Source organism: Pectobacterium colocasium (genome assembly GCF_020181655.1).
Classification (GTDB): Bacteria; Pseudomonadota; Gammaproteobacteria; order Enterobacterales; family Enterobacteriaceae; genus Pectobacterium; species Pectobacterium colocasium.
The window spans coordinates 1,074,345-1,099,386 of the sequence record NZ_CP084032.1 but is presented as its reverse complement, the minus strand read 5'-3'; the positions used below and the strand labels follow the sequence as shown (position 1 = coordinate 1,099,386).

The following is a 25,042-nucleotide window of genomic DNA, read 5'->3' as shown; positions in this document are numbered from 1 at the left end:
TATGAACCACCTTTCTCCTGAAAATCTCACCCCGAAGAAAGCCGCAGCGGATGGCGTTAGCTCAGCGGCAACTCGCCCGTTAAAAACGCCTTTCCGCCTGTCGCCGGAGGTGCGTGCATTTATCCGCAACCCCGCGGGGATGGCTGGCCTGCTGTTGCTGATTACGGTATTTCTGATGGCCGCCTTCGCACCGTTGCTCTATCCCGGCGATCCGCTGGATATGGTCGCTCAGCCTTTCTTGTGGCCGGGCGAAAACCCTGATTTCCCCTTAGGAACCGATTCGATGGGCCGGGATGTCGCCGCCGGCATCGTCCACGGTTCACAGGTTTCCTTGCAGATCGGTTTCTCGGCAGTCATCGTCAGCCTGTTAATTGGCACCGTCGTCGGTGCACTGGCGGGCTATTTTGGCGGTCGGGTTGATGACCTGCTGGTTCATATCACCGAACTGTTCCAGACCTTCCCGACTTTTTTGCTGGTCGTGGTGCTGGTCGCCATCGGTTCGCCTTCGGTTACGCTGATTTCACTGGCTATCGGGATTGCCTCGTGGCCAACGATTGCCCGTCTGGTACGGGCCGAATTTCGCTCCCTGCGCGAAAGCGATTTTGTGTTAGCCGCACGCAGTCAGGGATTTTCCAGTCTGCGTATCATCTTTCAGGAAATGCTGCCGAACGCGCTGCCGTCGATCATCGTCACCACGTCGGTCATGGTCGCCTCGGCCATTTTGATTGAATCCGCCCTCTCCTTCTTGGGCTTTGGCGATCCGAACCGCGTGAGCTGGGGCAGCATGATCGGCGCTGGCCGGGAATCGCTGCGTACCGCCTGGTTTCTTACCGCCTTGCCCGGCACCGCACTGGTCTTAACCGTGCTGTCATTGAATCTGGTGGGCGACGCATTGAACGATGCACTGAATCCACGGTTACGGGGGAGAAGCGCATGAAGCCGCTGGTCGATATTCAAGATTTACACGTCAATTTTCCTGGTCATCAAGCCGTTCGAGGGCTAAACCTGACGATTAATGCCGGAGAAACGCTGGCGCTGGTCGGCGAATCCGGCTGCGGTAAATCCGCGACGGCGCTGTCCCTGATGCGGCTGGTCGCCGAACCGGGAACAATCAGCGGCCGCATCCTGTTTGATGGACAGGATCTGCTGACCCTGCCAGACCGGCAGATGCGCCAGCTGCGTGGCAATGCGCTGTCGATGATTTTTCAGGAACCGATGACCTCGCTCAATCCAGTACTTTCCATCGGGCAGCAAATTAGCGAAACGCTGCGATTGCATGAAGCGCTGACGCCTGCACAGGCACGGACGCGCGCCATCGAATTGCTGGATCTGGTCAAGATCCCAGAACCCGCCCGCCGGGTGGATGACTATCCACATAACCTTTCTGGCGGACAGCGTCAGCGCGTCATGATCGCCATGGCGGTGGCGTGCCGGCCGCGTCTGCTGATTGCCGATGAGCCGACCACGGCGCTGGACGTTACCATTCAGGCACAGATTCTGGCGCTGCTGGATAACCTGCGGCGTGAATTCTCGATGAGCCTGCTGCTGATTACCCACGACCTTGGGCTGGTGGCGCAATGGGCCGACCGCGTGGCGGTGATGTATGCCGGACAAAAGGTAGAAGAAGCACAAGCGGCTGACCTGTTTCAGTCATCCACACACCACTTCTCCCCCAAACACAGCTATACGCGCGGGCTGTTAGCGACATCGCTACATATGGATCAGGACAGGCACTACCGTACCCATCGGCTGGCGGAAATCCATCATGCGCCAACGGACGAAGGTTTTACGCTGCTGACGCCGCCCAGCTTGATTCACCGTGCCACCGATACAAACCAGCCGCCGCTGCTCTCGCTGAAAAATATTCATACCCGCTATTCAACAGCACAGGGCAAAGTGCTGGCCGTTGACGATGTGTCACTGACTATTTTACCCGGAGAAACCCTCGGTCTGGTGGGCGAATCCGGCTGTGGTAAATCCACACTGTCCAAAACCATTCTGCGCCTGCTACCGCCTTCGCACGGGCAGATCGTGTTCGATGGGCAAGACATCACCACGCTAAAAGAATCACGGCTGAAAGCGTTACGTCAGCGGGTGCAGATGATCTTTCAGGATCCGTACGCTTCGCTGAATCCACGCCACAGCATTCAGCATATTCTTGAAACGCCGCTGATCGTACATGGCCTTGGCGATCGTTCTCAGCGACAGCAGGCAATCAAAAATATCATCGATCGTGTCGGTCTGCCGCAAAGCAGCCTAAGCCGCTATCCCCATGAATTTTCCGGCGGACAGCGCCAGCGTATCGGCATTGCCCGTGCACTGGTGGTACGCCCTTCACTGGTGATTTGCGACGAACCGGTGTCCGCACTCGATGTGTCTATTCAGGCACAGATCCTCAATCTGTTGGTTGAGTTAAAAAACGAAATGGGCCTGTCGCTACTGTTTATTTCCCACGATCTCGCCGTGGTGCGTTATATCGCCGATCGGGTCATGGTCATGCAAAACGGACGCTGTGTGGAAAGTGGCGATCACCACAGCATCTGGCATCAGCCACAACACCCGTACACCCGCAAGCTGATCGATGCCGTCCCAGGCGGCGGGCAGCGTGATGCGCTTGTGCCTCCACAGCCGATGAGTAGACAGGCGCATGGATAAGAACAGAGAACACATGATGAATACACCGACACCAACCGCTATTGACCAAACAGCGATGGAATTGGTCATTCAGGATTTTTTACCTGAGCTGATTGCGATTCGTCACCATATTCATCAACACCCAGAAATTGGCTTTGAAGAGTTTGCCACCGCGCAATTAGTGGCAGAAAAGCTGACGGAGTGGGGGCTTGCCGTCACAACGGGCATCGGTGGAACGGGCGTGGTCGCCACACTACATGGTCGTTATCCCGGTGGAGACAGCATCGGCCTGCGGGCAGATATGGACGCGTTGTATATCAATGAGAAAACGGATCTGCCCTATGCATCGGTGCATGCCGGGAAAATGCATGCCTGCGGACATGATGGACACACCACCATGCTGCTGGGCGCCGCACGCTATTTGTCTCAGCACCCCAACTTTGCTGGAACGGTACATTTTATTTTCCAGCCAGCGGAAGAAGGATTAGGTGGCGGACTTGCCATGCTCAATGACGGCCTGCTGACCGCGTTCCCCTGCAACCGACTCTTTGGTCTGCATAACAAACCCGGTATCGAAGTGGGAAAATTCGCGATTCGCAGCGGGCCAATGCTGGCAGCCAGCGATACCTGGCAGGTCACGTTTCACGGCACGGGTGGACACGGCGGTTCAGGCGTCCACCTTTCTATCGACCCGACGCTACCCGCCGCACAATTTATGCTTGGCCTGCAAACCATCGTTAGCCGTAACGTCCCCGCGATGGATGCGGCGGTGCTCAGCATCGGCCATATTCAGGGCGGCGATATCCATGCTCCAAACGTGATCCCCGATAGCGTCATCCTTAAAGGAACCGGACGGAGCTACTCACCGAGCGTTCGCGATCTACTGGAAACGCGCCTGCGAGAACTGGCACACAGCACCGCACAAGGCTTTGGTGCAACGGCCGACGTGCACTATGAACGGCAATATCCCGCGCTGGTTAACGATACGCATGTCACGCAGTTAGCCGTTAATGCCGCCGCGCAGGTGGTCGGACGCGAACAGGTTGACACCGCGATGACGCCGCTGCTGGGTGCAGAAGATTTTGCCTACATGCTGGAGCAGCGCCCGGGCGCATTCATGATGCTGGGTAACAACGACAAAAAGGCGTCCAACGTGCATCACCTGCATACCCCGCACTACGACTTTAATGACGCGCTGATCCCACTAGGCATCCGCTATTGGGCAACATTGGTTTATCAAGAGTTGGGTTTTCAAGAACTGGCCTAGCGACAGCGCATTTTACACAGCCTCACTATCACAACGCATGACGTCGGTGCCCCCGACTGTGAGCGTGAGCAAAAAGGATGAATCATGGTGGCGTTATTGAAAACCAAAGAGCAAAGCAAAGAAAAAGAGGCAGACATTAAACAGCGCATCCTGCGTGAAGCCATCACGATCTTCGCCTGTAAAGGCAGTGAGCTAACGACGATTCGCGAAATAACGGAAGCCACCAACGTGAATGTCGCGTCGGTGAATTATTACTTTGGCTCGAAAGAAGGATTACTGCGTGCCGTACTGGACAACGTTCTCGGCCCGTTAAATGACGAAAGAACGCGTCTGCTGGATGAGGTGGAAAAGGCCAATCAGGGTGATGAACTGCCCGTTGCCGCGCTGCTGGATGCGCTATTGCGCCCGCTGGTTAAAACAGCCCGCACGCCCGACGGCGGACGTATTGTCGTGCGCCTGTTACAGCACCTGCGCGCGACGCCGGGTCTGGAGGTCACTGCCCTGCTTTCGGCGCAGTTCGATCACGTCGCTCACCGTTTTATCGATGCCTTTTCCCGTGCGCTGCCGGAGTTATCGCGCGCAGAGGTGATCTGGCGTTATGAATTTGCCCGTGGTGCCGCCATGCACGTGTTAACCGACGCCGATCCGCGCTCTGGCCGTCTGGCGTTGCTTTCCAAAGGGCTGTGTGACAACCGAGATGACGACCGCGTGCTGTCGCATCTCTTACGTTTTGTCGAGGCGGGTTTTACCGCCAAGCCACTGACTGAGACATCACTTCAGTCCTGATTTTTAGTTATTCGCAACACGTTTACATTGACAGGAAACAGACATGAGCAGAGAAAAAATTGAAGGGTCATTCGTTGCCCTTATTACGCCTTTTAATGACGATGGCAGCGTGGATTTCGGCGCATTTGAGGCGTTATTAAAATTCCAGGAAGACAACGGCACCGCAGCCGTTTTGATTATGGGCTCAACGGGGGAAGTGTCCATGCTGTCCCCAGATGAGAGAAAGGCGATCATCCGCCGAACCGCGCAATACAGCACCAGCAAAATGAAGCTGTTCTACGGCTGTACCGGTAACAATACCGATACCACCATTGACTATGTTCGCTATGCACATGACAACGGCGCAGACGGTGCCATTATCGCCGCCCCCGCCTATATCTGTGCCAGCGAGAGCGATATCGAAAGCTATTTTCTGGAAATTGCCGACGCGACCGATTTGCCGTTAGGGATTTATAACAATCCGCCACGCGTGAAAACGGATCTGCACTGGACATCGCTGCTGCGTATTTTCCAACACCCGAACTACGTTATTCATAAAGAATCCACCACCCGCGTAGGTCAGGTCGCACAGGTTCTGGCAGGGAACCCTGATGTTTCGGTGATGTGCTGCGACTCGCCCAATCTGGGTCTGGTGGTGCCAACAATGTCGTTGGGAGGGCATGGGACGGCCAACATGACCGGCAATATTGCCCCAGCAGAACTGGCTGAAATTTCTCGTCCGTGGAAAAATGGTGAGGATGCAGAGCGCTTCCGTCAGGCCTATCAACATTTGCTGCCGCTGTTGCATTACACCTATTCCGCAATCAACCCGGTAGCGGTGAAATCATTGATGAAGGCGGTAGGTTTACCGGCAGGCAGCCTGCGCCGTCCACTGCGGGGTTTGCAGGGCGAAGCGTTGGATTCAGGTATTCGTATCGTGAACGAATTAGGGCTGAGCAGCAAATACGGCTTTAACAGCTGATTCTGTTCTGGTACGTGGAGAGCAAGCGTTTCATCTCAGAAGTGGCTCATCTTTACACCACTTCTGAGATTTCAAACGAAAGAGATGACTACTGTGGATTGTTGACTAACAGCGATCCTGAACCGTTCGCCGGACTGCTTTGCGCACTCTTCAATACCCAGACCCGTCCATAGTGGTTATAGAAGCCAGCCGAATGCCCTGCATCTGGCCCAATGCCCTGATACATATCAAAGTGCTGGCCTTTAATCGCCCCACCGACATCCAGCGCAATCATCAGGCGCATTTCATATTTGCCGGTGAATTTGCCCACGTTATCCAACAGCGGCACTTCCATTAACAGCGCCGTACCAGCCGGAATCAGCGAACGGTCAGATGCCACAGAAGCTTTCGCCACCAGCGGCACGGCACTTGCCCCTTTCACAGGCGCGGACATCATGGGTTTAAAGAACACAAAAGAGGGATTCTGCTCAAACAATTCACGTACTTCATGTTCGGTGTGCTGCTCCGCCCACTTGCGGATGGCCTGCATAGACATCTCTTCACGTGGAACTTCACCCCGATCGATCAGCACTTTACCAATACTGCGGTAGGCATGGCCGTTTTTACCGGCGTAGCCGAAGAACGTCAGCGGACGTCCATCGCCAAAATCAATATAGGCGCTGCCCTGCACTTCCATCATGAAGTTATCGACCAGCGAGTTGGTCCAGGCGAGAACCAGCCTGTCATCCAGTGCACCAGCATAAATGCCAGCACGATCCGGTAGCCGACTGTTCTTTCTGCCCTTTGACGGCATGGCATATAAAGGATGGCGGAATTCACCCTGACGGGTATGGCGCGCCTGTAGCACTGGCGTGTAGTAACCGGTGAACTGCACGTTGCCAAAGTTATCGACGCCTTCCATCTGCCAGGCGTTCAGGCCAAACTTGCTCAGTTCACGGGTGTCAGCCCCAGACATCATCCAGTTTTCAATCGCCTGAAAGGTCGTATTATTGCGCGTATAGAGATTCGGTGACGCCGAGCGGATTTCAGAAACCTGAGTCATGAAATCCCGCGCGTTGACGGGTTTGCCCTTGGCATTCGGCTCATTCACCAATTCCAGAGGCTGGTTGAGGTGACCATCTTTATATTGCTGCCCGCGATCGGTTGGCCGGGATTGGCACCCCGCCAGAATGGCAATGACCACTGCGGTCAGCACGTATTTTCCCCACCGTCCCTTCATCTTTGCGCTCGCTTTTTACATCAAAAAATTTACCGTCGAACGATAACAAACGGCTATCGAGAAAGGAATGGGACAGCATATAAATCCACGGATCAAGCGAATGTCGTTCGGCATGCAGCACAGTAAAAGGTGGGGTTTCTTTTCATCGCCACATTGCGGTCATAAAACAACCTATCAGGTGGTAAATCAATCACCTGACAGCCAAATACCGCGCTTTTTAGAGAAATAGGTTGCATCAATACTCATGGAGAGTATAGTGCGCATCCACGGACGCGGGGTGGAGCAGCCTGGTAGCTCGTCGGGCTCATAACCCGAAGGTCGTCGGTTCAAATCCGGCCCCCGCAACCAATTGATGTGAGTCGTCCATCAAGAAACGTGAAAGCAGTAAAGATAGTCAGTAGTAAAGAAGTTAGTACGGACGCGGGGTGGAGCAGCCTGGTAGCTCGTCGGGCTCATAACCCGAAGGTCGTCGGTTCGAATCCGGCCCCCGCAACCAATTGATGTGAGTCGTCCATCAAGAAACGTGAAAGCAGTAAAAGATAGTCAGTAGTAAAAGAAGTCATACGGACGCGGGGTGGAGCAGCCTGGTAGCTCGTCGGGCTCATAACCCGAAGGTCGTCGGTTCAAATCCGGCCCCCGCAACCAACTAAGACTATGTCTAATTAAGAACCAAGCGACAAAGCACCTTAACGGGTGCTTTTTTGTTTTCTGCGTCACCTATTATCTATACCATTCCTACACCGCGCCCCAGATCTATTGATTTCCTCTGAACCGCGCCAGCAGGACGCGGTCATCATGCAACATCAACTACCGCTCAGCCTGACTGGCAAAGTAGGCTTTAATTCCTGCAAAAATGGATTCCGCAATTTGCTGCTGGAAATGGCTGGTGCGCAGCTTGCGTTCTTCTTCCAGATTACTGATAAATGCCGTCTCAACCAGAACAGACGGAATATCCGGCGCTTTCAGTACCGCAAATCCGGCCTGATCGACGCTGTTTTTATGCAGGCGATTCACTTTGCCCAATCGACTCAGAATCTCTTGACCAAACTTCAGGCTGTCGCTGATGGTGACGGTTTGCACCAGATCGAACATGGTGTGATCCAGATAGCGATCGCCGCTCATGCTCACACCGCCGATCAAATCTGATTCGTTCTGAGTTTCTGCCAGAAATTTGGCGGCGGTACTGGTTGCCCCTTTCTTCGAGAGGGCAAAAACCGACGATCCTCTTGCCGATCGATTAGTAAACGCATCCGCATGAATCGAAATGAACAGATCGGCACGCTGCTTGCGCGCTTTCGCCACCCGCACGCGCAGCGGAATGAACACATCTTCATTGCGCGTCATATACGCCTTCATGTTGGATTCATTATCGATCAGCTTACGCAGGCGGCGGGCGATTTGCAGCACGATGTCTTTCTCGCGCGTTTTATTCTTGCCAATCGCGCCGGGATCTTCACCGCCATGACCAGGGTCGAGCATAATAATCAGCGGACGATCCTGCCCTGCCTTCCCAGCTTTGGGCGCTTCTGCCGGCAGGGTGCGCTCCAGATCGCCTTTGTTGTAATCCTCCAAAAGCGCCAGCAGCGGATCGTCTTCGTTGTCGTAGCGCCCTGCCGCAGGATACAAATCCAGCACCAGTCGGTGCTTGAATTCGGCCACCGGCCCCAGCGTAAAAACTTTAGTCGTCGCCTGCTGTTTAAGCTCCAGCACCAGACGCACCGTGCTTTTATCAAATTGACCGATGCGCGCCTCTTTAATCAGCAGATCGTTATCCTGCTGAAACTGGCTGGCTATTTCCTTCAATACGCTGTTCAGGTGAACATTTTCGATATCCACCACGATGCGTTCGGGATTACTGAGACTAAACTGTTTATATTTCAGCGGGTTATTAGATTCCAGCGTGACGCGGGTATAGGCGGAAGACGGCCAGACACGCACGGCAACGACCTGTGTTGTCGCCGCTATCCCCACACCACTTACGCTTAACAGCCAGGTTGCTGCTGCGCTTTGTAATAGACGTCGTCGAGTCAGATGATGATTCGAATGAGACATGCCGCTCCGATCTGATTGCTGTGCGTTATCCTGAATTTTTGTTTGCTACTGCATGGGATAAGCGATCAAAAAATGAATAAAGGTAAAAATTGTCAAAAACTTTAACGAATCTGCTCTGCCCTGTCATGCAAAAATCATCTGCAGGCCTTATAACAGGCGGATATCATAAATTTGAAGCATTAACCTCGCTTTTATGGTGAATACTTCCTCTTGCCTTTTACACCATAAAGAATAAAAATACATAAATTACGAATAAAAATGCAAAGAGGGCTCGCAGTGAAGGAACGTAGTACAGAACTGGTTCAGGGCTTCCGCCATTCAGTTCCCTATATCAATGCCCACCGTGGCAAAACGTTTGTCATCATGTTAGGTGGCGAAGCCATTGAACATGCCAACTTCTCTAGCATCGTAAATGATATCGGGCTGTTACACAGTCTGGGGATCAAGCTGGTGGTGGTTTATGGCGCTCGCCCCCAGATCGACGCCAACCTGACAACACATCACTACGAGCCTCACTACCATAAAAACACCCGCATCACCGACAGCGCCACGCTGGAGCTGGTTAAGCAGGCAGCGGGGATGTTGCAACTGGATATCACGGCTCGACTGTCGATGAGCCTGAACAACACGCCGCTGCAAGGCGCCCACATTAATGTCGTCAGCGGTAATTTTATTATCGCGCAGCCGCTGGGCGTGGATGACGGCGTGGACTACTGCCACAGCGGCCGCATTCGCCGCATTGATGAGGAGGCGGTTCACCGCCAATTGAATAGCGGCGCGATTGTCCTGCTCGGCCCGGTTGCGGTGTCAGTCACCGGTGAAAGTTTCAATTTAACCTCGGAAGAGGTGGCAACCCAGCTCGCGATTAAACTGAAAGCGGAGAAGATGATCGGCTTCTGCTCGTCACAGGGCGTGACCAATGAAGAAGGCAGCATCATTTCCGAGCTGTTCCCGGATGACGCACAACGGCGTATTGATGCGCTGGAACAGGCTGGTGATTACCATTCGGGGACAGTCCGCTTCCTGCGTGGCGCAGTCAAAGCCTGCCGTAGCGGCGTACGCCGCAGCCATCTGATTAGCTATCAGGACGACGGAGCGCTGTTGCAAGAGCTCTTCTCACGCGACGGTATCGGTACGCAGATCGTGATGGAAAGCGCCGAGCAGGTTCGCCGTGCGACCATCAATGATATCGGCGGTATTCTGGAACTGATTCGCCCGCTGGAAGAACAAGGTATTCTGGTGAGACGCTCGCGCGAGCAGTTAGAAATGGAGATAGACAAATTCACCGTCGTGGTACGCGATAACCTGACCATTGCCTGCGCGGCACTTTATCCGTTCCCGGAAGAAAGCATCGGCGAAATGGCCTGCGTCGCGGTTCACCCGGATTACCGCAGTTCATCGCGCGGCGACATGCTATTGCTACGTATTGCCGCTCAGGCGCGTCAGCAGGGTCTGCAAAAGCTGTTTGTGCTGACGACGCACAGCATTCACTGGTTCCAGGAACGCGGCTTTTTACCTGCCGAAGTGGAAATGCTGCCGAAGAAAAAACAGGCACTGTACAACTACCAGCGTCGCTCGAAGATTCTGGTATTGGATCTCTGAGCGATTCCACTCAATAACGCTGCGCATGGCCGACCATAAAATCGGCCATGTGTATTTGCCTGTTTATGGATGCTTACCGAACTCGCATGTTAATGCTGTCCACTTCCTCGCTTGTTCACTCAGCGTAAATCCAAGCCCCAGACGGTCAGATACCCACATGCGCCCATCGCGCAGCTCTAGCTGCTCGTTGAACAGCGGATTCAGCCACTCGAAGTGTTCCAGCCAGGGCTCAATCGGATAGGCCGCGGCCAGATGCAAATGCACTTCCATCGCAAAATGCGGTGCCAGTTTACGACCGTGCTTCGCGGCCAAGTCCATAATTTTCAGGAAAGGCGAAATCCCGCCCACGCGCGGCGCATCCGGCTGGACGAAATCACTGGCGTTCCCAAGAATCAGCTGTTCATGCTCGCGGAAGCTGGTCAGCATCTCGCCAGTGGCAATCGGTGTATCCAGCGCCGCCGTCAGCGCCGCATGGCCTTCCACATCGTAGGCATCCAGCGGCTCTTCAATCCAAATCAGGTTAAAGGCTTCCATCTTTCTTCCCATCCGAATCGCCGTTTCGCGATCCCACTGCTGATTGGCATCCACCATCAGCGGGAAGTCATCTCCCAGCGCTTCACGCACCGCCGTAAGGCGACGGATATCCTCCGCCGTATTCGGCTGCCCGACTTTCAATTTGATCCCGCCGATACCGCTTTCACGGGAGATGACGACATTTTTTAATACCTGATCCAATGGCGTATGCAGGAAGCCGCCGGAGGTGTTGTAGCACTGCACGGAATCACGATGTGAGCCCAACAGCTTAGAAAGAGGCAGACCCGCGCGCTTAGCTTTCATATCCCACAGCGCGATGTCGAGCGGAGAAATCGCCTGTACCGCCATTCCACTGCGGCCAACCGATGCCCCAGCCCACAGCAGCTTGGTGTAGATCTTATCGATATCGTTCGGATCTTCGCCCAGCAGGTTATCGGCAATCTCTTTTGCATGGGCATAAATGCCCTGTCCACCCGCCCGCTTGGAGTAGCTGAATCCCACTCCTTCAAACCCATCACGACTGCGGATTTCGGCAAAAATAATCGCCACTTCGGTCAGCGGCTTCTGCCTTCCGGTCAGCACTTTCGCATCGCTAACCGGCGTGGCTAGCGGCAAAAACGCCAGAGAGAGTTTTACCCATTCAATTCGATCGCCCGACTCGGCAGCCGTTCTGACGTTCGTGACTTTTGCATAGCTAACCGCCGCTGAATTTGCACTGATAGTCATGTCTCACCTCGTAAAATGATTGCGCTAACATTCATAAACAGAAGGAAGATAGCGACAAATGAAGAAAAAACATGCAATGCAGATCACACAATAATCATTACCACGATAAAATCGTTCATCGAGAGACAGAATTAATGATTGCGCAATCACCACAAAAAGTAAGAGGATACAGCGGAAATACAGCCTAGCCAGCTCTGGGGTCAACCGGAAAAACGAGACAATTCGGCAGGTTGTAGAAATACAGGCGACTGGTAAACCGATGTGCCATCAACGATAATCCAGCGACATGTAAATGTGCGCGCAGCTTCAGAAGGGAACCCGTGATTGAAACGCGATAAAAACGCCAGCAACATGCCGCCGCGCGCTCCCACGCTTGAAGATGTCGCGCGTGCCGCAGGCATTTCGCCCATGACCGTCAGCCGCGCGTTGAACAACCCGAAGATTGTTCGTGCGGAAACTGTGAATAAGGTGATGGAAGCGGTCCGCGCCACGGGCTATATCCCCAATATGTTAGCAGGCGGGCTCGCCTCCCGACGCAGCAAGCTGATTGCCGTCGTTGTGCCGCAAATCAATAACAATATGTTCGTTGATACCATTCAGGCGATCAGCGATGAGCTAGCCGCACGCGGTTACCACATGCTGCTGTGCGTCTCTGGCTATACCAATGAATCCGAGGCAGAGATTGTCGCCACCCTGCTTTCTCGTCGCCCAGACGGTATCGTCCTCACCGGTATTCACCATACGCCCGAACTCAAACGTCTCCTGCTCAACGCTACGATCCCCGTTGTCGAAATCTGGGATCTCACCCCAACGCCGCTCGATATGCTGGTCGGTTTTTCCCATGAAAGCATCGGGAACGCCATCGGACACTATTTGCTGGGTAAAGGACATTTGCGCTTTGGCCTGGTCTGGACCGAAGACGCGCGTGCCGGGCTGCGTAAGAAGGGCATTTACGACGTCATACAAAAACAGCCGGGACATTACGTGCGTGAAACCCTCGCCCCGTGGCCTGCGACGCTGGCGTTAGGGCGGCAAGGGCTGATCGAACTTCTCGCCGATGGCGACGTTTTTGATGCCATCATTTGCAGTTCCGATACGCTGGCGCAAGGTGTGATGATTGAAGCTGCCGCCAGAGGATTAGCGGTGCCGAAGCAACTGGCCGTGATGGGATTTGGCGATCTCGATTTCGCCGCCCACAGCACACCAACGATTACGACGATCAGGATCGATCGCAGGAAGATCGGCACCGACGCAGCGGCCATGCTGGCAGAAAAGATTGAGGGGAAAAGCGTGCCTTCCCCCATCATGGATATCGGTTTTTCACTGATTGAGCGTGAGTCCGCCTGACGTTATCCCCCATCAAGGACGCATCATTAATGCGCTAATTCTCTCTTCCAAGCCACTATAGCGCTGCGTTGGCGTTTTCACCGCCCGGCAGAGAATGCGGACATCGGTATAGAGTGACAAACGCTGGCGCGCACGCGTGATAGCGGTATACACCAGCTCCCGCGTCAGCACCGGTAAATAGTGGTTCGGCAGCACCAGCGCCGTATGATCGAACTCCGATCCCTGCGATTTATGCACCGTCATCGCATAGGCTGTGTCGTGCGGCGGCAGACGGCTTGGCGTCACGTCTTTGGTTTCGCCATTCGGCAAGGGGAAAAACACGCGCAGCTCGCCGCTCTCCCCTATCATGGCAATACCAATATCGCCGTTGAATAGGCCCAAGGCGGCATCGTTCCGTTCAATCATGACCGGTCGGCCGGGATACCAGCGGTTAAGCGGATTACGGCTGCGCTGAATCAACCCAGCCTGATGCAAAGCCTGCTCAATACGCTGATTCAGCCCTGAGACGCCAAATGGCCCTTCACGCAACGCGCACAGTTGGCGATAACGCTGGAAGGCAAGCAATACGGCATCCGGCGCTGCTCCCGCCGTAATAAGCTGTAGATAATCACGATACCCTTCGACACACTGTGCCAGCATCGCCTGATACTCTTCAGCCTCGGCTAACGGACTACAGGTAATATCGGTAAACTCACCGTTCAGCACCGCACGCACGCGAGCATCATCGCCGCCATTCACCGCCAGCGCCAGTTGGCCAATACCGGAATGCGGATCGAAGCGGTAGCTCCGACGTAACAGACAGATACTGTCACTGACCGTCGTCTGCCCTTCAGGGCCGTTTTCATCCAGATGACAGCCCGTCAGCCGCTGCAATTGCTGCGCCCGCGCGCGGCTATAGCCAGCCTCGGCAAAACGACAGATATCGCCCAATACCGCCCCCGCCTCGACGGACGCCAGTTGATCGCGATCGCCCAGAAAGATAATTCTCGCGTGTGGTGGAAGCGCGGCAATTACATTCGCCATCATCGGCAGATCGACCATTGACGCCTCATCCACAATCAGCACATCCAGATGCAGCGGATTATCCTGATGGTGACGCAGACGTTGGCTATCCGTCACCGCGCCCAACAGCCGATGCAGCGTTGTCGCTTCCTGCGGAAACGCATCACGCTGCCGAGGTTCCACCGCCAGGCGATGCAGAGCCTGACCCAGCGACTCCGTGAGCCGCGCTGCTGCTTTCCCAGTCGGTGCGGCTAATTGAATACGTAACGCTTCTCCCGTATTCAGCTCAATCAGCGCGGCCAGCAGTCTGGCCACCGTCGTGGTTTTCCCTGTCCCTGGCCCGCCGGAAATAATCGCAATGCGACGCGTCAACGCGACAGCAGCGGCCACCTTCTGCCAGTCAACCTCTTCACTCGTGTCAGGAAATAACCTATCCAACACGGCTCGGATCGCAGGTTCATCAACGGGTAGCGTATCGCGTTCGCTGGCGATAAACCGCGCCACGCGGCACTCACTCTGCCAGCTGCGCTGTAAATAAAGCTTTTCTCCTTGCAACACCAGCGGCGTCGACGCACTGCCGTCGCTGACAGCATCAGATGCCAGCAAATGCTGCTGCCATGCGGCGACCGTGTTTAGCCCTGCCTCCGCAAGCAGCTGTTGCGCCAGCTCAGGATCGCGACCGTCAAACAGCGTCTGTGCCTGCAAATTCTCCAGCGGTAAACACACATGCCCCGCCCCTGAGTGCGCGCTCAGGCAGGCAGCAGCCAGCAGCAGATCGGGCTGCGTCTCATCCGCCAGCATTCTGGCGAACTGCACATCCAGCGGGCGCAGCAACCGCCGCACCAGCGCCGTTTCAAGTAACGCAATCATGAGGGAATTCCTGTATCAGCATCGTCAGACGTCTTTCCCTTAAAGAGTGCATCCAGCCCGAAAACAAATTCAGCAGAGGGACGACAAGCAAAGATGCCATTGCCAGGATGCGACGCTTCAACGCCGCGTAAAAACAGATAAAACACCCCGCCAAAATGGCGCTCATAGTCATAATCCGCAATACGATGACGTAGATAGCGGTGCAAAGCCAGCGTGTAGAGCTGATATTGCAGGTCGTAGCGGTGTTCGGCCATCGACTGCATCATGGCCGTTTGGGTGTACGCGCTGGCATCAGGGCCGAGCCAGTTGGACTTATAGTCCAGTAGGTAATAACGCCCTTCCCAGCGGAACACCAGATCGATAAACCCTTTCAGCATGCCTTTCACCTGCTGAAAAGAGAGCGCCGGACACCGCGCGGATAGCGGATCGTGATGCTTTGCCAGCCGATCGAGCTGCGCCGCCTGTATCGGGGCCTCAATGGGTATATAGAACTGCAATTCAGCCTGCTTATCTGCGTTATCCAGCGCTGACAGCATAATCCCTTGTTCGTTAAGCGACGTATGCAACAGCGTATCCATCCACACCTTCAACACCGGATGCCAGTGCGCTTCAAATCCCTGTAGCTGCAACTGCTCGGCCAGCCAGCCATCATCAACGGGCTGAGTGAAATCCAGCGTTTCAAACAGGCTATGCAAAAACGTCCCCGGACTCGCGCCGCGTGGGAACGTATGCGGCGTCAGCTGGGCTTCATCCGTTTCCTGACGCTCGCCTATCGCTTCGATATCCAGACGCGGCACCAGATCCTGTGCGCTTGCAGAACCATGTTGCTGAAGCCCCGAATAGCTGGTGACTCGCCAGCCGTCGCGCAGTTGGCGTTCAATGTGGCGAGCCTGTAGCTCTGCCACTTCTGGTCTATCCGGCTGCCAGCGCTGCGTTTCCGTCTCCTGTAGCGGTGTCAATGCGACGCCGTCCCCGACCATGCCTTCCAGCTCGCTAACCAACGTGGCGGCCTCAGCTTCTTTACCGCGCTGGAGTAAATAGCCCAGCGCGCTCTGGTGCATATCGCTGCTGCCGTCTTTCTTACGCGACCGCTGAATCGGCGCAACGCCCACGCTACAGTGGTAAATAGAGCGGGTCAGCGCGACATACAGCAAACGTAAATCTTCCGCCAGCCGCTCTTCTTCCGCCAACGTCTGACTTTCCTCATGATTTTGCAGATCCAACACGGCCTGATAGCTCTCGCGATCGTGATAAATGCCCTGATCCTGCACGCGGAAATTACTGATGAAAGGCAGCCACACGAGCGGATATTCCAACCCTTTTGATTTATGGATCGTGACGATCTGCACCAAATGACGGTCGCTTTCCAGGCGTAACTGCTGATTCTCTGCCTGCGGATTAGGTTGGACAATCTGCTGTGATAACCAGCGCACCAGCGCATGTTCGCTATCAAGCGTTGCGGAGGCATCCTGCAATAATTCACCGATATGCAGAATATCGGTAATGCGGCGCTCCCCGTCCGCACTCGCCAGCAGATTCTCTGCCAGTTGATGTTGGCTCATCAGCGCACGCAGCATCGGCAGTACACCTTTCTGGCGCCACAGCATGCGATAACCGGCAAACTCATCCACCAGCGCATCCCATGCGGCTTCGCTTTGCCCTAACGCATCAACCTGTTCGGCATCCAACCCCATCAGCGCCGTCGCCATTGCGCTACGTAACGTGCGTTCCTGCTCCGGCGCCAGTACCGCCTGCAACAGCCACAACATATCGCTGGCTTCAGGCGTGCTGAATACGCTATCGCGATTGGACAGATATACTGAAGGAATCGACAAACGGCTCAGCGCATCACGAATCAGCGAGGCTTCACGCCGGCTACGCACCAGCACGCTCATATCGGAAGCTTTGACCAAACGCCGGGAATCATCGCTAACCAGCCAGGCTTCATGACGCTGGCTGGCCACGAGCCAGTCACGAATCTGCGCCGCACACTGGCGCGCCATCTGTTGCTGATAATCCCCTATGCCGATCGGTTCTGAACCCGTTAGCCAGAATTGCAGTGCAGGCTGGGGCTGCCCGGCGATGTCAAACACCAGGCCGCGTTTAGAGTCGGCAGGCTTGACCGGCAGGAAAGGGATATTGTGGAAAATAAAAGGATGGGCGAGGCGCTCAAACAAACGATTAACGCCACGCACCATCTGATGCGACGAGCGCCAGTTCGTGCCCAGCGTATAATGCGCAGCCACTTCTCCGCGCGCGTGCATATAGGTAAAAATATCCGCGCCGCGAAACGCATAGATAGCCTGCTTAGGGTCACCGATCAACAGCAACCCACACTGCGGTTGCCCAACGTACAGCGTTTGGAAAATACGATATTGCTGGGGGTCGGTATCCTGAAACTCATCAATCATCGCTACCGGATAGCGCTCACGAATGGCGCTGGCAAGCTGCTCTCCCCCCGGCTGCTGCAACGCAACATCCAGACGGCTCAGCAGATCGTCAAATCCCAGCTCCGCACGCTGTCGTTTCTCCTCACGCACCGACTCCCGGATCGCCGACAGCGCACGCACAATCACCAAATCACGCAGCGATAGCGGCGTTTCAAGCAGCCGTTCAGTCTCCTCGAACAGAGCATGAACAGGCGGTTCCCCTTTCTTCGTCTTTTCAATGAGCGCTTGCTGGGAAAACCGCACTAGATCCTTCGGCAGTTGGTAATCCAGCGTCGGCTGCTGTTCTGCCCACAGCGTGACTTTCTGTAGCCAGTTGGGAAGATGCTTGCTGCTGTAGCTGCGCTTATCGACGCCAGAAGCGCTAATCAACGCTTCCAGCTCCGCTGCTGACGCTAGCCAACGCTGCTTGTACGCATCGATCGTCGCTACAATTTTCTCATGTCGGCTAAGCAGCGTTTCGTCTTCTTCTGGCGGTAAACGAAACGCAGGCGCTTCACCGTGCAGATAAGGAGCCAGATCGGCCAGCAGGTTTTCCGGCCCTTTCCATTCCAGACCGACAATACGGGCGACTTCTACCGGCAGCGGATAGCAGTAACGGCGCCAAAAATCGGCGCAGGCCTGACGACGCAACGGCTGCTCATCTTCTATCAGCACTTGTTCAAACAGTACGCCGGATTCAAACGCATTGGTACTGAGCATACGCTGGCAGAAACCGTGGATCGTGTAGATCGCCGCATCGTCCATTTGCCGTTCGGCCGCCAGCAAGACATCCGCCGCATCGTGATGGTCCGAAATCTCCGCCAGCAGTTGCGCGAGCGAAGCATCTTTAGGTTTCTCCGCCTGCTCCCCCTGCGCGCTTTTACGCAGGCAGGCGATACGCAAGGCATGGATTCTGGCACGAATACGCTCTCGCAGTTCTTCGGTCGCAGCCTCCGTAAAGGTCACAACCAGAATTTCCTCGACCAGCAGCGGACGTGGATACGCGGCTTGCTTACCCAGCCCCAGCAACAGGCGCAGATACAGTGCAGCCAGCGTATAGGTTTTCCCTGTTCCGGCCGACGCCTCAATCAGCCGCTCCCCCAGGAGCGGTAACGTCATCACGTCTAATGATTGCGGCGCGGCACTTGTCATTGTGCTGCAACCTTACCGACAGCGTCCGATGCCGCAGTATCCGCTGCGGGCTGTGCGGCTGGCGCAGGGATCATCGCAGGCGCTTTCTCACGCGGTAACGTTTTCTGCAATGAAGAGGCGTCTGCGTAGGTATGCCATCCTTTCGGTGCGGCATAGTCAGCTTTACCATGATGGCTGCCGGAAACCTGCGACAATACGGCCAGCCCCTCAGGCTTCAGCGCCTGCTGGAAGAAATCGGCCAGTTGCGCCACCGTCAGCGGTTTGATTTGTTCGAGCAGTTTCTCCCGCGAGTCAAAAGCAAAATTTTCCCGATCCACATCCTTACGCAGTCGGCTGGCTTCTTCACCCAATGTCTGCGGACGTTGATTCAGTTCATTCATCACACCTTGTTTATACTGTGCGAACTCTTCTTCACTCATTTCACGCAGTCGTTTTTGCGCTTTCAGGTAAAAATCTTCATAGCGCTGATACAGATAAGCAGGCTGTTTGCTGTTGCTTTGTAGCAGGAAGCCAATGCCCATCTGTCGGCCAACCGACATCGGGAAAGCAAACACCGCATAGCCCAACTGCTCTTCCGTTCTCAGTTGACTATAGAACCAAGGCTGAACGATCTGCCCCAGCACCGAGCTATACGCCATGCTTTGCGTTTCCGAGTAACCCGTTGGCACATACACTGCCGCTAGCGCAGAATCCGTGCTGCTGCCTGGGCGTTGTAGATTAGCGAACTGTGGTTTGCTGACTTTGACATCATCGCTGCGCGACAGATTTTCACCCTTCGCCTTCAGATGCGCTTTCAGCGTCGTCGCTAACTCGGTCACGCTCTCCGGTGTCAGATTACCGACAACCAGCATTTCCGGCGTGGCGTTTTGCAGCAGATCGTTGCGATAATTAATCACATCCTGTAAGTGGATATCTTTCAGCAATTTACGTCGTTCACCGCGCTCGAAGTAAGGCAGTTGCGATACCGCCTGAATCGGCTGTATGGCTTGTTCAAAGGCTTTGGATTTCTCGACCGCATCCAACTGCTGCAAGTACCAGGACTTTGCTTGCTCCAATTGCGCTTCCGTCGGCGTAAAGGAGGCATAGCCGTCCGCCAGCGTCAGTAGCAATCGTGGCAAATGCTGGGTATAGCCATCGGCGCTAATTACCAGACCATCATTACTGCGAGTGGAGAAGCTAATGCCACCCACTGAGGCCTGATAGCTGAGTTCATCCAACGCCAGCCCCGCAAGATAGTCATTTAACGCGAACAACACCTGATTCCGTGCGGTACTGCGCGCTTCCTGATTACGCAGGAACAGGGTGATTTCTGCTTTCGGCTCATCGGCGAAATAGTGGCTTGGCATATACAGCACGCGCAGCCCCGGCTGATTCAGCAGAAGCGTCGGCTTGGTTATCGATTTATCCGCTTTGATCAGAGAAAAATCATCTGGGATATAAGGGTTGATCGTTGGCAACGACAGCGACATTTTTTGCCCCAGCGTTTTCCATTTTGCGAATGTTGCTGACGGAATTTTATCCATCTCGTACGGCGCATCGACAAAGTAGGCCACTTTATTATGCGGTTCATTCGGACTGATAACCCAAACGCGCGCGTTCTGCGGCGTCATCTCATCCAAACGTGCAGCGATAGCCTTCGGATCGTAGCGATCCGCAACATACTGCGCATCCAGCGTATGTTCGACTGGCACGCGCAGCATGGTATCCACCAGCCACTCGATGTAGTCCATGTCCCGGCTGATGGACGGATAGCGGAAATCCAGATCCAGAACGCGTGCGATCTCATCAAAATAACGTTGTTGAATTCCCTCGGTACGGATTTCTTGCAGGTAACGGAAGATGGCCGCAATCACCTCGTCACGCTGCGCCAAACCTTTATCGGTCAGCGAGGCTGAAATAGCGAACATGCCGCCGTTACGGTCGATAATCGGTGAAGAACCCGCACCGATAGACTCAACCAGTCCTTCCTTTTGCAACCAATCAGAAAGCGTATTCTGGCTGCGGTTGCCGATCAGATAGCTAATGTAGGTATCCGTCTTGCTGCGAAATTCCTGGCTAATATCGCTGACGCGAAATTCAATACGCAGCTGTTTTCTCGGTTGCGCAGGGACATAGTGAATCATCACGCCACGCTGCTTCTCCGTCGTGACAGGGACGGTAACCGCAGGAACGCTGGCGTTGTGATTGGCAATGCGCCCGAAGGTATCGGCCGCCAGTTTTGCCAGTTCAGGGAGAGGTTGATTACTGTAAATCACCCCTTTCATCAGGTTGGCCGAGTAGTATTTCTGGTAGAACTTCACCAGTTCATCATGCAGTTTGCTGCCAGGCTTATCGCTCAGGGTTTCAAGATTCCCCCCCGAAAAACGCGCACTCGGGTGCGCAGGGTTCAGCGTCTCTGCACCGACCTGCGCCATGCGATGACCGTCACGCGAACGCGCCATCGTTAATTCCGCATTGACCGCGTTACGCTCACGATCGGCATTCACCGGATCGAGTAGCGGCTCCGCAATCGCGTCAGCCATCCGGTCTACAGCGGGCCGCAGCGCATCATTTTCGACTTCCAGATAAAACGCCGTGCGGTAAGACGCCGTGCTGGCGTTGTGGCTGCCACCATGCTTTTTCAAAAACTCGGACAGCGCTTCCGGCTCTGGGTAACGTTTTGATCCCATCAGCACCATGTGTTCAAGGTAATGCGCTAACCCCAGTTGGTTATCGGGATCGTCCAGCGAGCCAATAGGCAGCGCCAGTGATGCCAAAGATTTGGGTGCCTGCGGATCGGAAACCAGCAGAACGATCATGCCATTATCCAGTTTAATCGCCTGATATTGCCGCGGATCTTTTTCGCTTTTTCGAATGGTCTGAGCCAGCGGCTGCCAGCCCGTCTCTGCCCAACTCGCCGGAAGCCAGAATGTGAATAAAAGAAACCACCCGGTAATCCAGACCCACTGTTTACGCATGCAATTCTCCAACCTCATATCCATCACTTTTCACCTTGCAGTGCGTTCTCTTCTCGCACCTCGAAATCGACTCTGTCATTACCCAAAACAAACTCATCACGCCAGATTAGAGCGGAACGGTGGCAGTAGCCAGATTTTCGCCGCCTCAATCACCTCATTCATTCGTTTTTCATCCAACTCACGAATAATACGTTGCAGGTAATAATCCTCGCCTTCCCCCCGCATTCCCATATTGCCCTGCCAGGCTTGCAATAAACGGGCGCGCGCTTTGTTCTGCGCCTCTTCATCTGACCGCAGGCTATCGCTTTCACGATCATAACATTCAGCCAGCCAGGCGCTCCCCGCTTTATTGAGCAGTAACAGCGGCTTGCTCATTCCCTGACGATATCCATCCAGCATGAGAGCCAAATGTTCTCTGGCCTGCGTTTCCGACAAGGTAGAAAAGCGCCACGCGGTATCCTCCCGCCCATATAATCGGCTTTCGCCCTGCCCCCCCGTCGCACAATAAGCCAAGTGTTCCAACCACAGCGTCATGCCATCCTTCATGGAAAGCGTGCCGGGACGCCAGCGTAGCAAACCATCCGGCTGCACCTGATTCAGCCAGCCGCTGATGCGCACACCGTTAAGGAGGATATCCACTTCCCGGCTCACCGACAGCGAGGACGTTAACTCATCACGCACACGCGCTGCCAGTTGCGCCATATCCTGCTGTTGTTCCTGCCAGTAAATCTCACCAAACGCGCCATAGGGAAGCTCGCCCGCCGCTCGGGCCCGGCGATACAGTTTTTCCGTATCACCGTCATTAATCAACGTGTTAAGCAACTCGCTGTTCAATTGATAGCGGTTAAGGTTATCAACGACAAAGGGCTCTTCATCCAACAGTTCATCGCTGTGCAGCATGAAACTCACACCAAGCCGCAGTTGAAAAAAGGCTCGCACCGGGTGACGATAAAACCGTTTCAGATCGTCCAGACTGACATCCCTATCCGTTGTTCTTTCGGACAGCGCTTCACGATCGAAATCAGGCTGGGCTTCCCCTTTTCGGTTCGCCGCCGCCAGCCACTCTGCCGCAAAGCTCAATGGCTGCGGTGCCGACAGGAAGTTATCCGCATCGAAAGGCATACGGCTATGTTCATGGCAGAGGTGCTTCACCACCCGCTCAGCACTGCTATCAATATCCAGCGCCTCATCGCCCGGCAAGACATAACTTTGGGCGATATACTCCGTCAGTTCGCTCACCAATACGGAAGGATAGCGACGCGTATTATCCTGAATCGAGCGCCCGATATGACTGATATAAAGTTTGTGCTGCGCCGACAGAAGCGCCTCCAGAAACAGATAACGGTCATCGTCACGTCGGCTACGATCGCCGCGCTTGATCTTCCGCCCCATTAGATCGAACCCGAGCGGCGGCAGCGTTCGGGGATAAACACCATCGTTCATCCCCAGCAAACACACGACCTTAAAGGGAATAGAACGCATTGGCATCAACGTGCAAAAATTGATCGCACCGGCCAGAAAACGCTGGCTGAGCCGCTCCTGATCGAGGCGCCGCGATAGCTCATCACGTAACCGGGAAATCGGCACCTGCTGCGGATAGCGCGCCACCGTGCCCATCCCAATCACGTACTGCCACTGTTTTTCAACCAATGCCAGCGCCGCTTCGGTTTCGCTATCCGCATCAAAAAAGGTTTCGAACAGCTCTCGACACAGCGGTAGCCAGTCGACCAGCACACGCGGCTGAGACAGGCGCTGACGCCATTGGTGAATTTGCATCAGCAGTTCGGCCAGTTGACCAGCCAATTCCGCAATCAATCCGCTGGATTCATCATAAGGCAGCACCCCCTGCCAGTCGCCGACCTGACTGTCCATCGCATAGCCCAGCAGCATTCTCGTCAGACCGAAACGCCACGTATGCTGGCCCGTCGGCGGCAGCATGAGATCGCGCACATTGTCGTCATCCAATCCCCAGCGCACGCCGGACTCCACCACCCACAGGCGCAGACGCCGTAATCCTTCTTCCTGAATACCGAAACGGGCAGCCAGCGCGGGGACTTCAAGCAATGCCAGAACCTGTTCCGCCGTAAAACGGCTTGTCGGTAAATCCAGCAGGCTGATTACGGCCTGCAAGGCAGGGTGCGCATGCCGCGCACGCTGATCGGAGATGGCAAAAGGCAGATAGCGATTATCCGGCGCATTGCCAAATACCGCCTGAATAAATGGCGTATAGCTGTCGATATCCGCCATCATCACAATAACATCACGCGGCATCAGCTCAGGATCGTCTGCCATCATGGCCAGCAATCGATCGTGAAGCACTTCAACCTCACGCTGCGGGCTATGACAGGCGTGAAAATCGACCGAACGATCGTCGAGTTCCAGCAAACGTTTTTGCGTGCTGGTGTTCTGCGTTTCGTGGCTGACAGCCACCACCGCGTGGTCTTCCAGTTCAAGAATATCGCGTTGCAAGGTTTGCAGCAGATTTTCGCCATCAGACTCAACAAAGGCATCGACCTCCTGCACGTTATCCAGCTCAGCCAGCAGATAAAGGTTATCGCGCCCCAGTTTTCCCCACGATGCCAGCAGCGGATTATTAATCGACTGCTGACCGTCATCGTTAAACAACGTTTCTGCCTGTGAAGGATCGCGAAAGAGCGGGCGGGTTTCATCAGTCTGCTCATCGTCAAAACGATGTAAACGGCGGTGGCGGGCTTTTAGCTTCGCCAGAAACTTATAGTCCTGGATGTCACTCCAGTAATGGCGACAAGGGTTGGTAAAGAGCAGGTGCACGTCAATATGTCGCGCCAGCGCGTTCAACGCCTGTAAATAGATCGGGGGTAACGCCGAAATGCCGCAGATAAAAACGCGCGGCGGCAGACCGTTCGGGCACACTTTTGCCTGCGCTAACGCAGTAATAAAGCGTTGATACAGAATCGCATGATGCCATTCTGGCTGCGCCAGTTTACGCGTGTAATCCACCAGCGCGCGCCACAGCGCCGACTGCCACAGCTGGTTACCACCAAGATCGTCAACCTGTTTCCCCTCTTGCCAGGCTTTGATCCACTCAGGACGGTAAATCAGGTATTGATCGAAAAGATCCGCCACGCGCCCGGCAAGCTGATGCAGCTTTCGTTGGTTATCATCATCCTGTAGATAGTGCTTCAGTGCCGAAAAATCAGGCTGTGCCAATAAATCGGGCAACAAGTGCATGAGTTTCCACGTCATTGCGTCCTTGCTGAAGGCGCTTTCTTTTGGAATATCCGGCAGCACGTGGCGACACATATTCCACAAGAAAACACCGGGCAGCGGGAATTGAATATTCGCGGCAATACCGAAGTGCCCAGCCAGTTCAATTTGCAACCACTGCGCCATCCCCGGACTTTGCACCAAAATCACTTCCTGCTGGAAGGGATCGGCAAGCGGCTGACGTTTTATCAACTCAACCATCAGTCTTTTCAGGATATCCAACTGATTGGAGTGATAGATTCTAAACATTCTGGCTCC

General features: G+C 54.7%; 14 protein-coding genes and 3 tRNA genes. 10 read left to right on the top strand and 7 right to left on the bottom strand.

Annotated elements, in window-relative coordinates:
* Position 1 precedes the first annotated feature (1 nt).
* The 5 genes from LCF41_RS04915 (at position 2) to LCF41_RS04895 (ending at position 5,648) form a co-directional block, all read left to right on the top strand.
* The gene (locus LCF41_RS04915; RefSeq protein WP_225087131.1) at positions 2 to 937 is read left to right on the top strand and encodes an ABC transporter permease; all 936 of its coding nucleotides are present in this window, start codon (positions 2 to 4) and stop codon (positions 935 to 937) included.
* Positions 934 to 2,655, top strand: a complete 1,722-nt coding sequence (locus LCF41_RS04910; protein ID WP_225087130.1) for an ABC transporter ATP-binding protein — start codon at positions 934 to 936, stop codon at positions 2,653 to 2,655. Before LCF41_RS04915 ends, LCF41_RS04910 begins: the two co-directional genes overlap by 4 nt.
* Positions 2,648 to 3,901 carry a M20 aminoacylase family protein gene (locus LCF41_RS04905; protein ID WP_225087129.1) on the top strand — a complete coding sequence of 418 codons (1,254 nt, stop codon included), beginning with the start codon at positions 2,648 to 2,650 and terminating at the stop codon, positions 3,899 to 3,901. Before LCF41_RS04910 ends, LCF41_RS04905 begins: the two co-directional genes overlap by 8 nt.
* Positions 3,902 to 3,985: 84 nt before the next feature.
* On the top strand, positions 3,986 to 4,687 hold the full coding sequence (locus LCF41_RS04900; protein ID WP_225087128.1) for a TetR/AcrR family transcriptional regulator: 702 nt from the start codon (positions 3,986 to 3,988) through the stop codon (positions 4,685 to 4,687).
* A 43-nt stretch (positions 4,688 to 4,730) separates the two neighbouring features.
* Complete coding sequence (locus LCF41_RS04895; RefSeq protein ID WP_225087127.1) at positions 4,731 to 5,648, top strand: 4-hydroxy-tetrahydrodipicolinate synthase family protein; 918 nt, start codon at positions 4,731 to 4,733, stop codon at positions 5,646 to 5,648.
* Between the two features lie 88 nt (positions 5,649 to 5,736).
* Here the strand turns inward: LCF41_RS04895 and mltA are convergent, their stop codons facing one another.
* A complete protein-coding gene (gene mltA, locus LCF41_RS04890) occupies positions 5,737 to 6,867 on the bottom strand; it encodes a murein transglycosylase A (protein ID WP_225087126.1) in 1,131 nt (376 codons plus the stop codon).
* A 271-nt stretch (positions 6,868 to 7,138) separates the two neighbouring features.
* On the opposite strand from mltA, the gene LCF41_RS04885 reads away from it, so the two are divergent.
* The 3 genes from LCF41_RS04885 to LCF41_RS04875 all read left to right on the top strand — a co-directional run bounded on the left by LCF41_RS04885 (position 7,139) and on the right by LCF41_RS04875 (position 7,512).
* A tRNA-Met gene (locus tag LCF41_RS04885) sits at positions 7,139 to 7,215 on the top strand.
* A 71-nt stretch (positions 7,216 to 7,286) separates the two neighbouring features.
* A tRNA-Met gene (locus LCF41_RS04880) sits at positions 7,287 to 7,363 on the top strand.
* Positions 7,364 to 7,435: 72 nt separating this feature from the next.
* Positions 7,436 to 7,512, top strand: a tRNA-Met gene (locus LCF41_RS04875).
* Positions 7,513 to 7,674: 162 nt separating this feature from the next.
* Here LCF41_RS04875 and amiC read toward each other — a convergent pair.
* Entirely contained in the window at positions 7,675 to 8,919 is a 1,245-nt protein-coding gene (gene amiC / locus LCF41_RS04870; RefSeq protein ID WP_225087125.1) for an N-acetylmuramoyl-L-alanine amidase AmiC, read from the bottom strand.
* A 258-nt stretch (positions 8,920 to 9,177) separates the two neighbouring features.
* Here amiC and argA point away from each other — a divergent pair, with 258 nt between their 5' ends.
* Entirely contained in the window at positions 9,178 to 10,521 is a 1,344-nt protein-coding gene (gene argA / locus LCF41_RS04865; RefSeq protein ID WP_225087124.1) for an amino-acid N-acetyltransferase, read from the top strand.
* A 63-nt stretch (positions 10,522 to 10,584) separates the two neighbouring features.
* On the opposite strand, the gene LCF41_RS04860 is transcribed toward argA, so the two are convergent.
* Positions 10,585 to 11,781, bottom strand: coding sequence for an L-talarate/galactarate dehydratase (locus LCF41_RS04860; protein ID WP_225087123.1), 1,197 nt, complete (start codon positions 11,779 to 11,781; stop codon positions 10,585 to 10,587).
* A 324-nt stretch (positions 11,782 to 12,105) separates the two neighbouring features.
* Here LCF41_RS04860 and LCF41_RS04855 point away from each other — a divergent pair, with 324 nt between their 5' ends.
* The gene (locus LCF41_RS04855; RefSeq protein ID WP_431191552.1) at positions 12,106 to 13,128 is read left to right on the top strand and encodes a LacI family DNA-binding transcriptional regulator; all 1,023 of its coding nucleotides are present in this window, start codon (positions 12,106 to 12,108) and stop codon (positions 13,126 to 13,128) included.
* Positions 13,129 to 13,140: 12 nt separating this feature from the next.
* On the opposite strand, the gene recD is transcribed toward LCF41_RS04855, so the two are convergent.
* From recD to recC, 4 genes are all read right to left on the bottom strand, one after another.
* Positions 13,141 to 15,000, bottom strand: a complete 1,860-nt coding sequence (gene recD, locus LCF41_RS04850) for an exodeoxyribonuclease V subunit alpha (RefSeq protein ID WP_225087122.1) — start codon at positions 14,998 to 15,000, stop codon at positions 13,141 to 13,143.
* The gene (recB, locus tag LCF41_RS04845) at positions 14,997 to 18,581 is read right to left on the bottom strand and encodes an exodeoxyribonuclease V subunit beta (protein WP_225087121.1); all 3,585 of its coding nucleotides are present in this window, start codon (positions 18,579 to 18,581) and stop codon (positions 14,997 to 14,999) included. Before recB ends, recD begins: the two co-directional genes overlap by 4 nt.
* Positions 18,578 to 21,538, bottom strand: a complete 2,961-nt coding sequence (gene ptrA / locus LCF41_RS04840; protein WP_225087120.1) for a pitrilysin — start codon at positions 21,536 to 21,538, stop codon at positions 18,578 to 18,580. The genes recB and ptrA overlap by 4 nt, the downstream gene beginning before the upstream one ends.
* Positions 21,539 to 21,634: 96 nt before the next feature.
* Complete coding sequence (recC, locus tag LCF41_RS04835; RefSeq protein WP_225087119.1) at positions 21,635 to 25,033, bottom strand: exodeoxyribonuclease V subunit gamma; 3,399 nt, start codon at positions 25,031 to 25,033, stop codon at positions 21,635 to 21,637.
* Positions 25,034 to 25,042 lie beyond the last annotated feature (9 nt).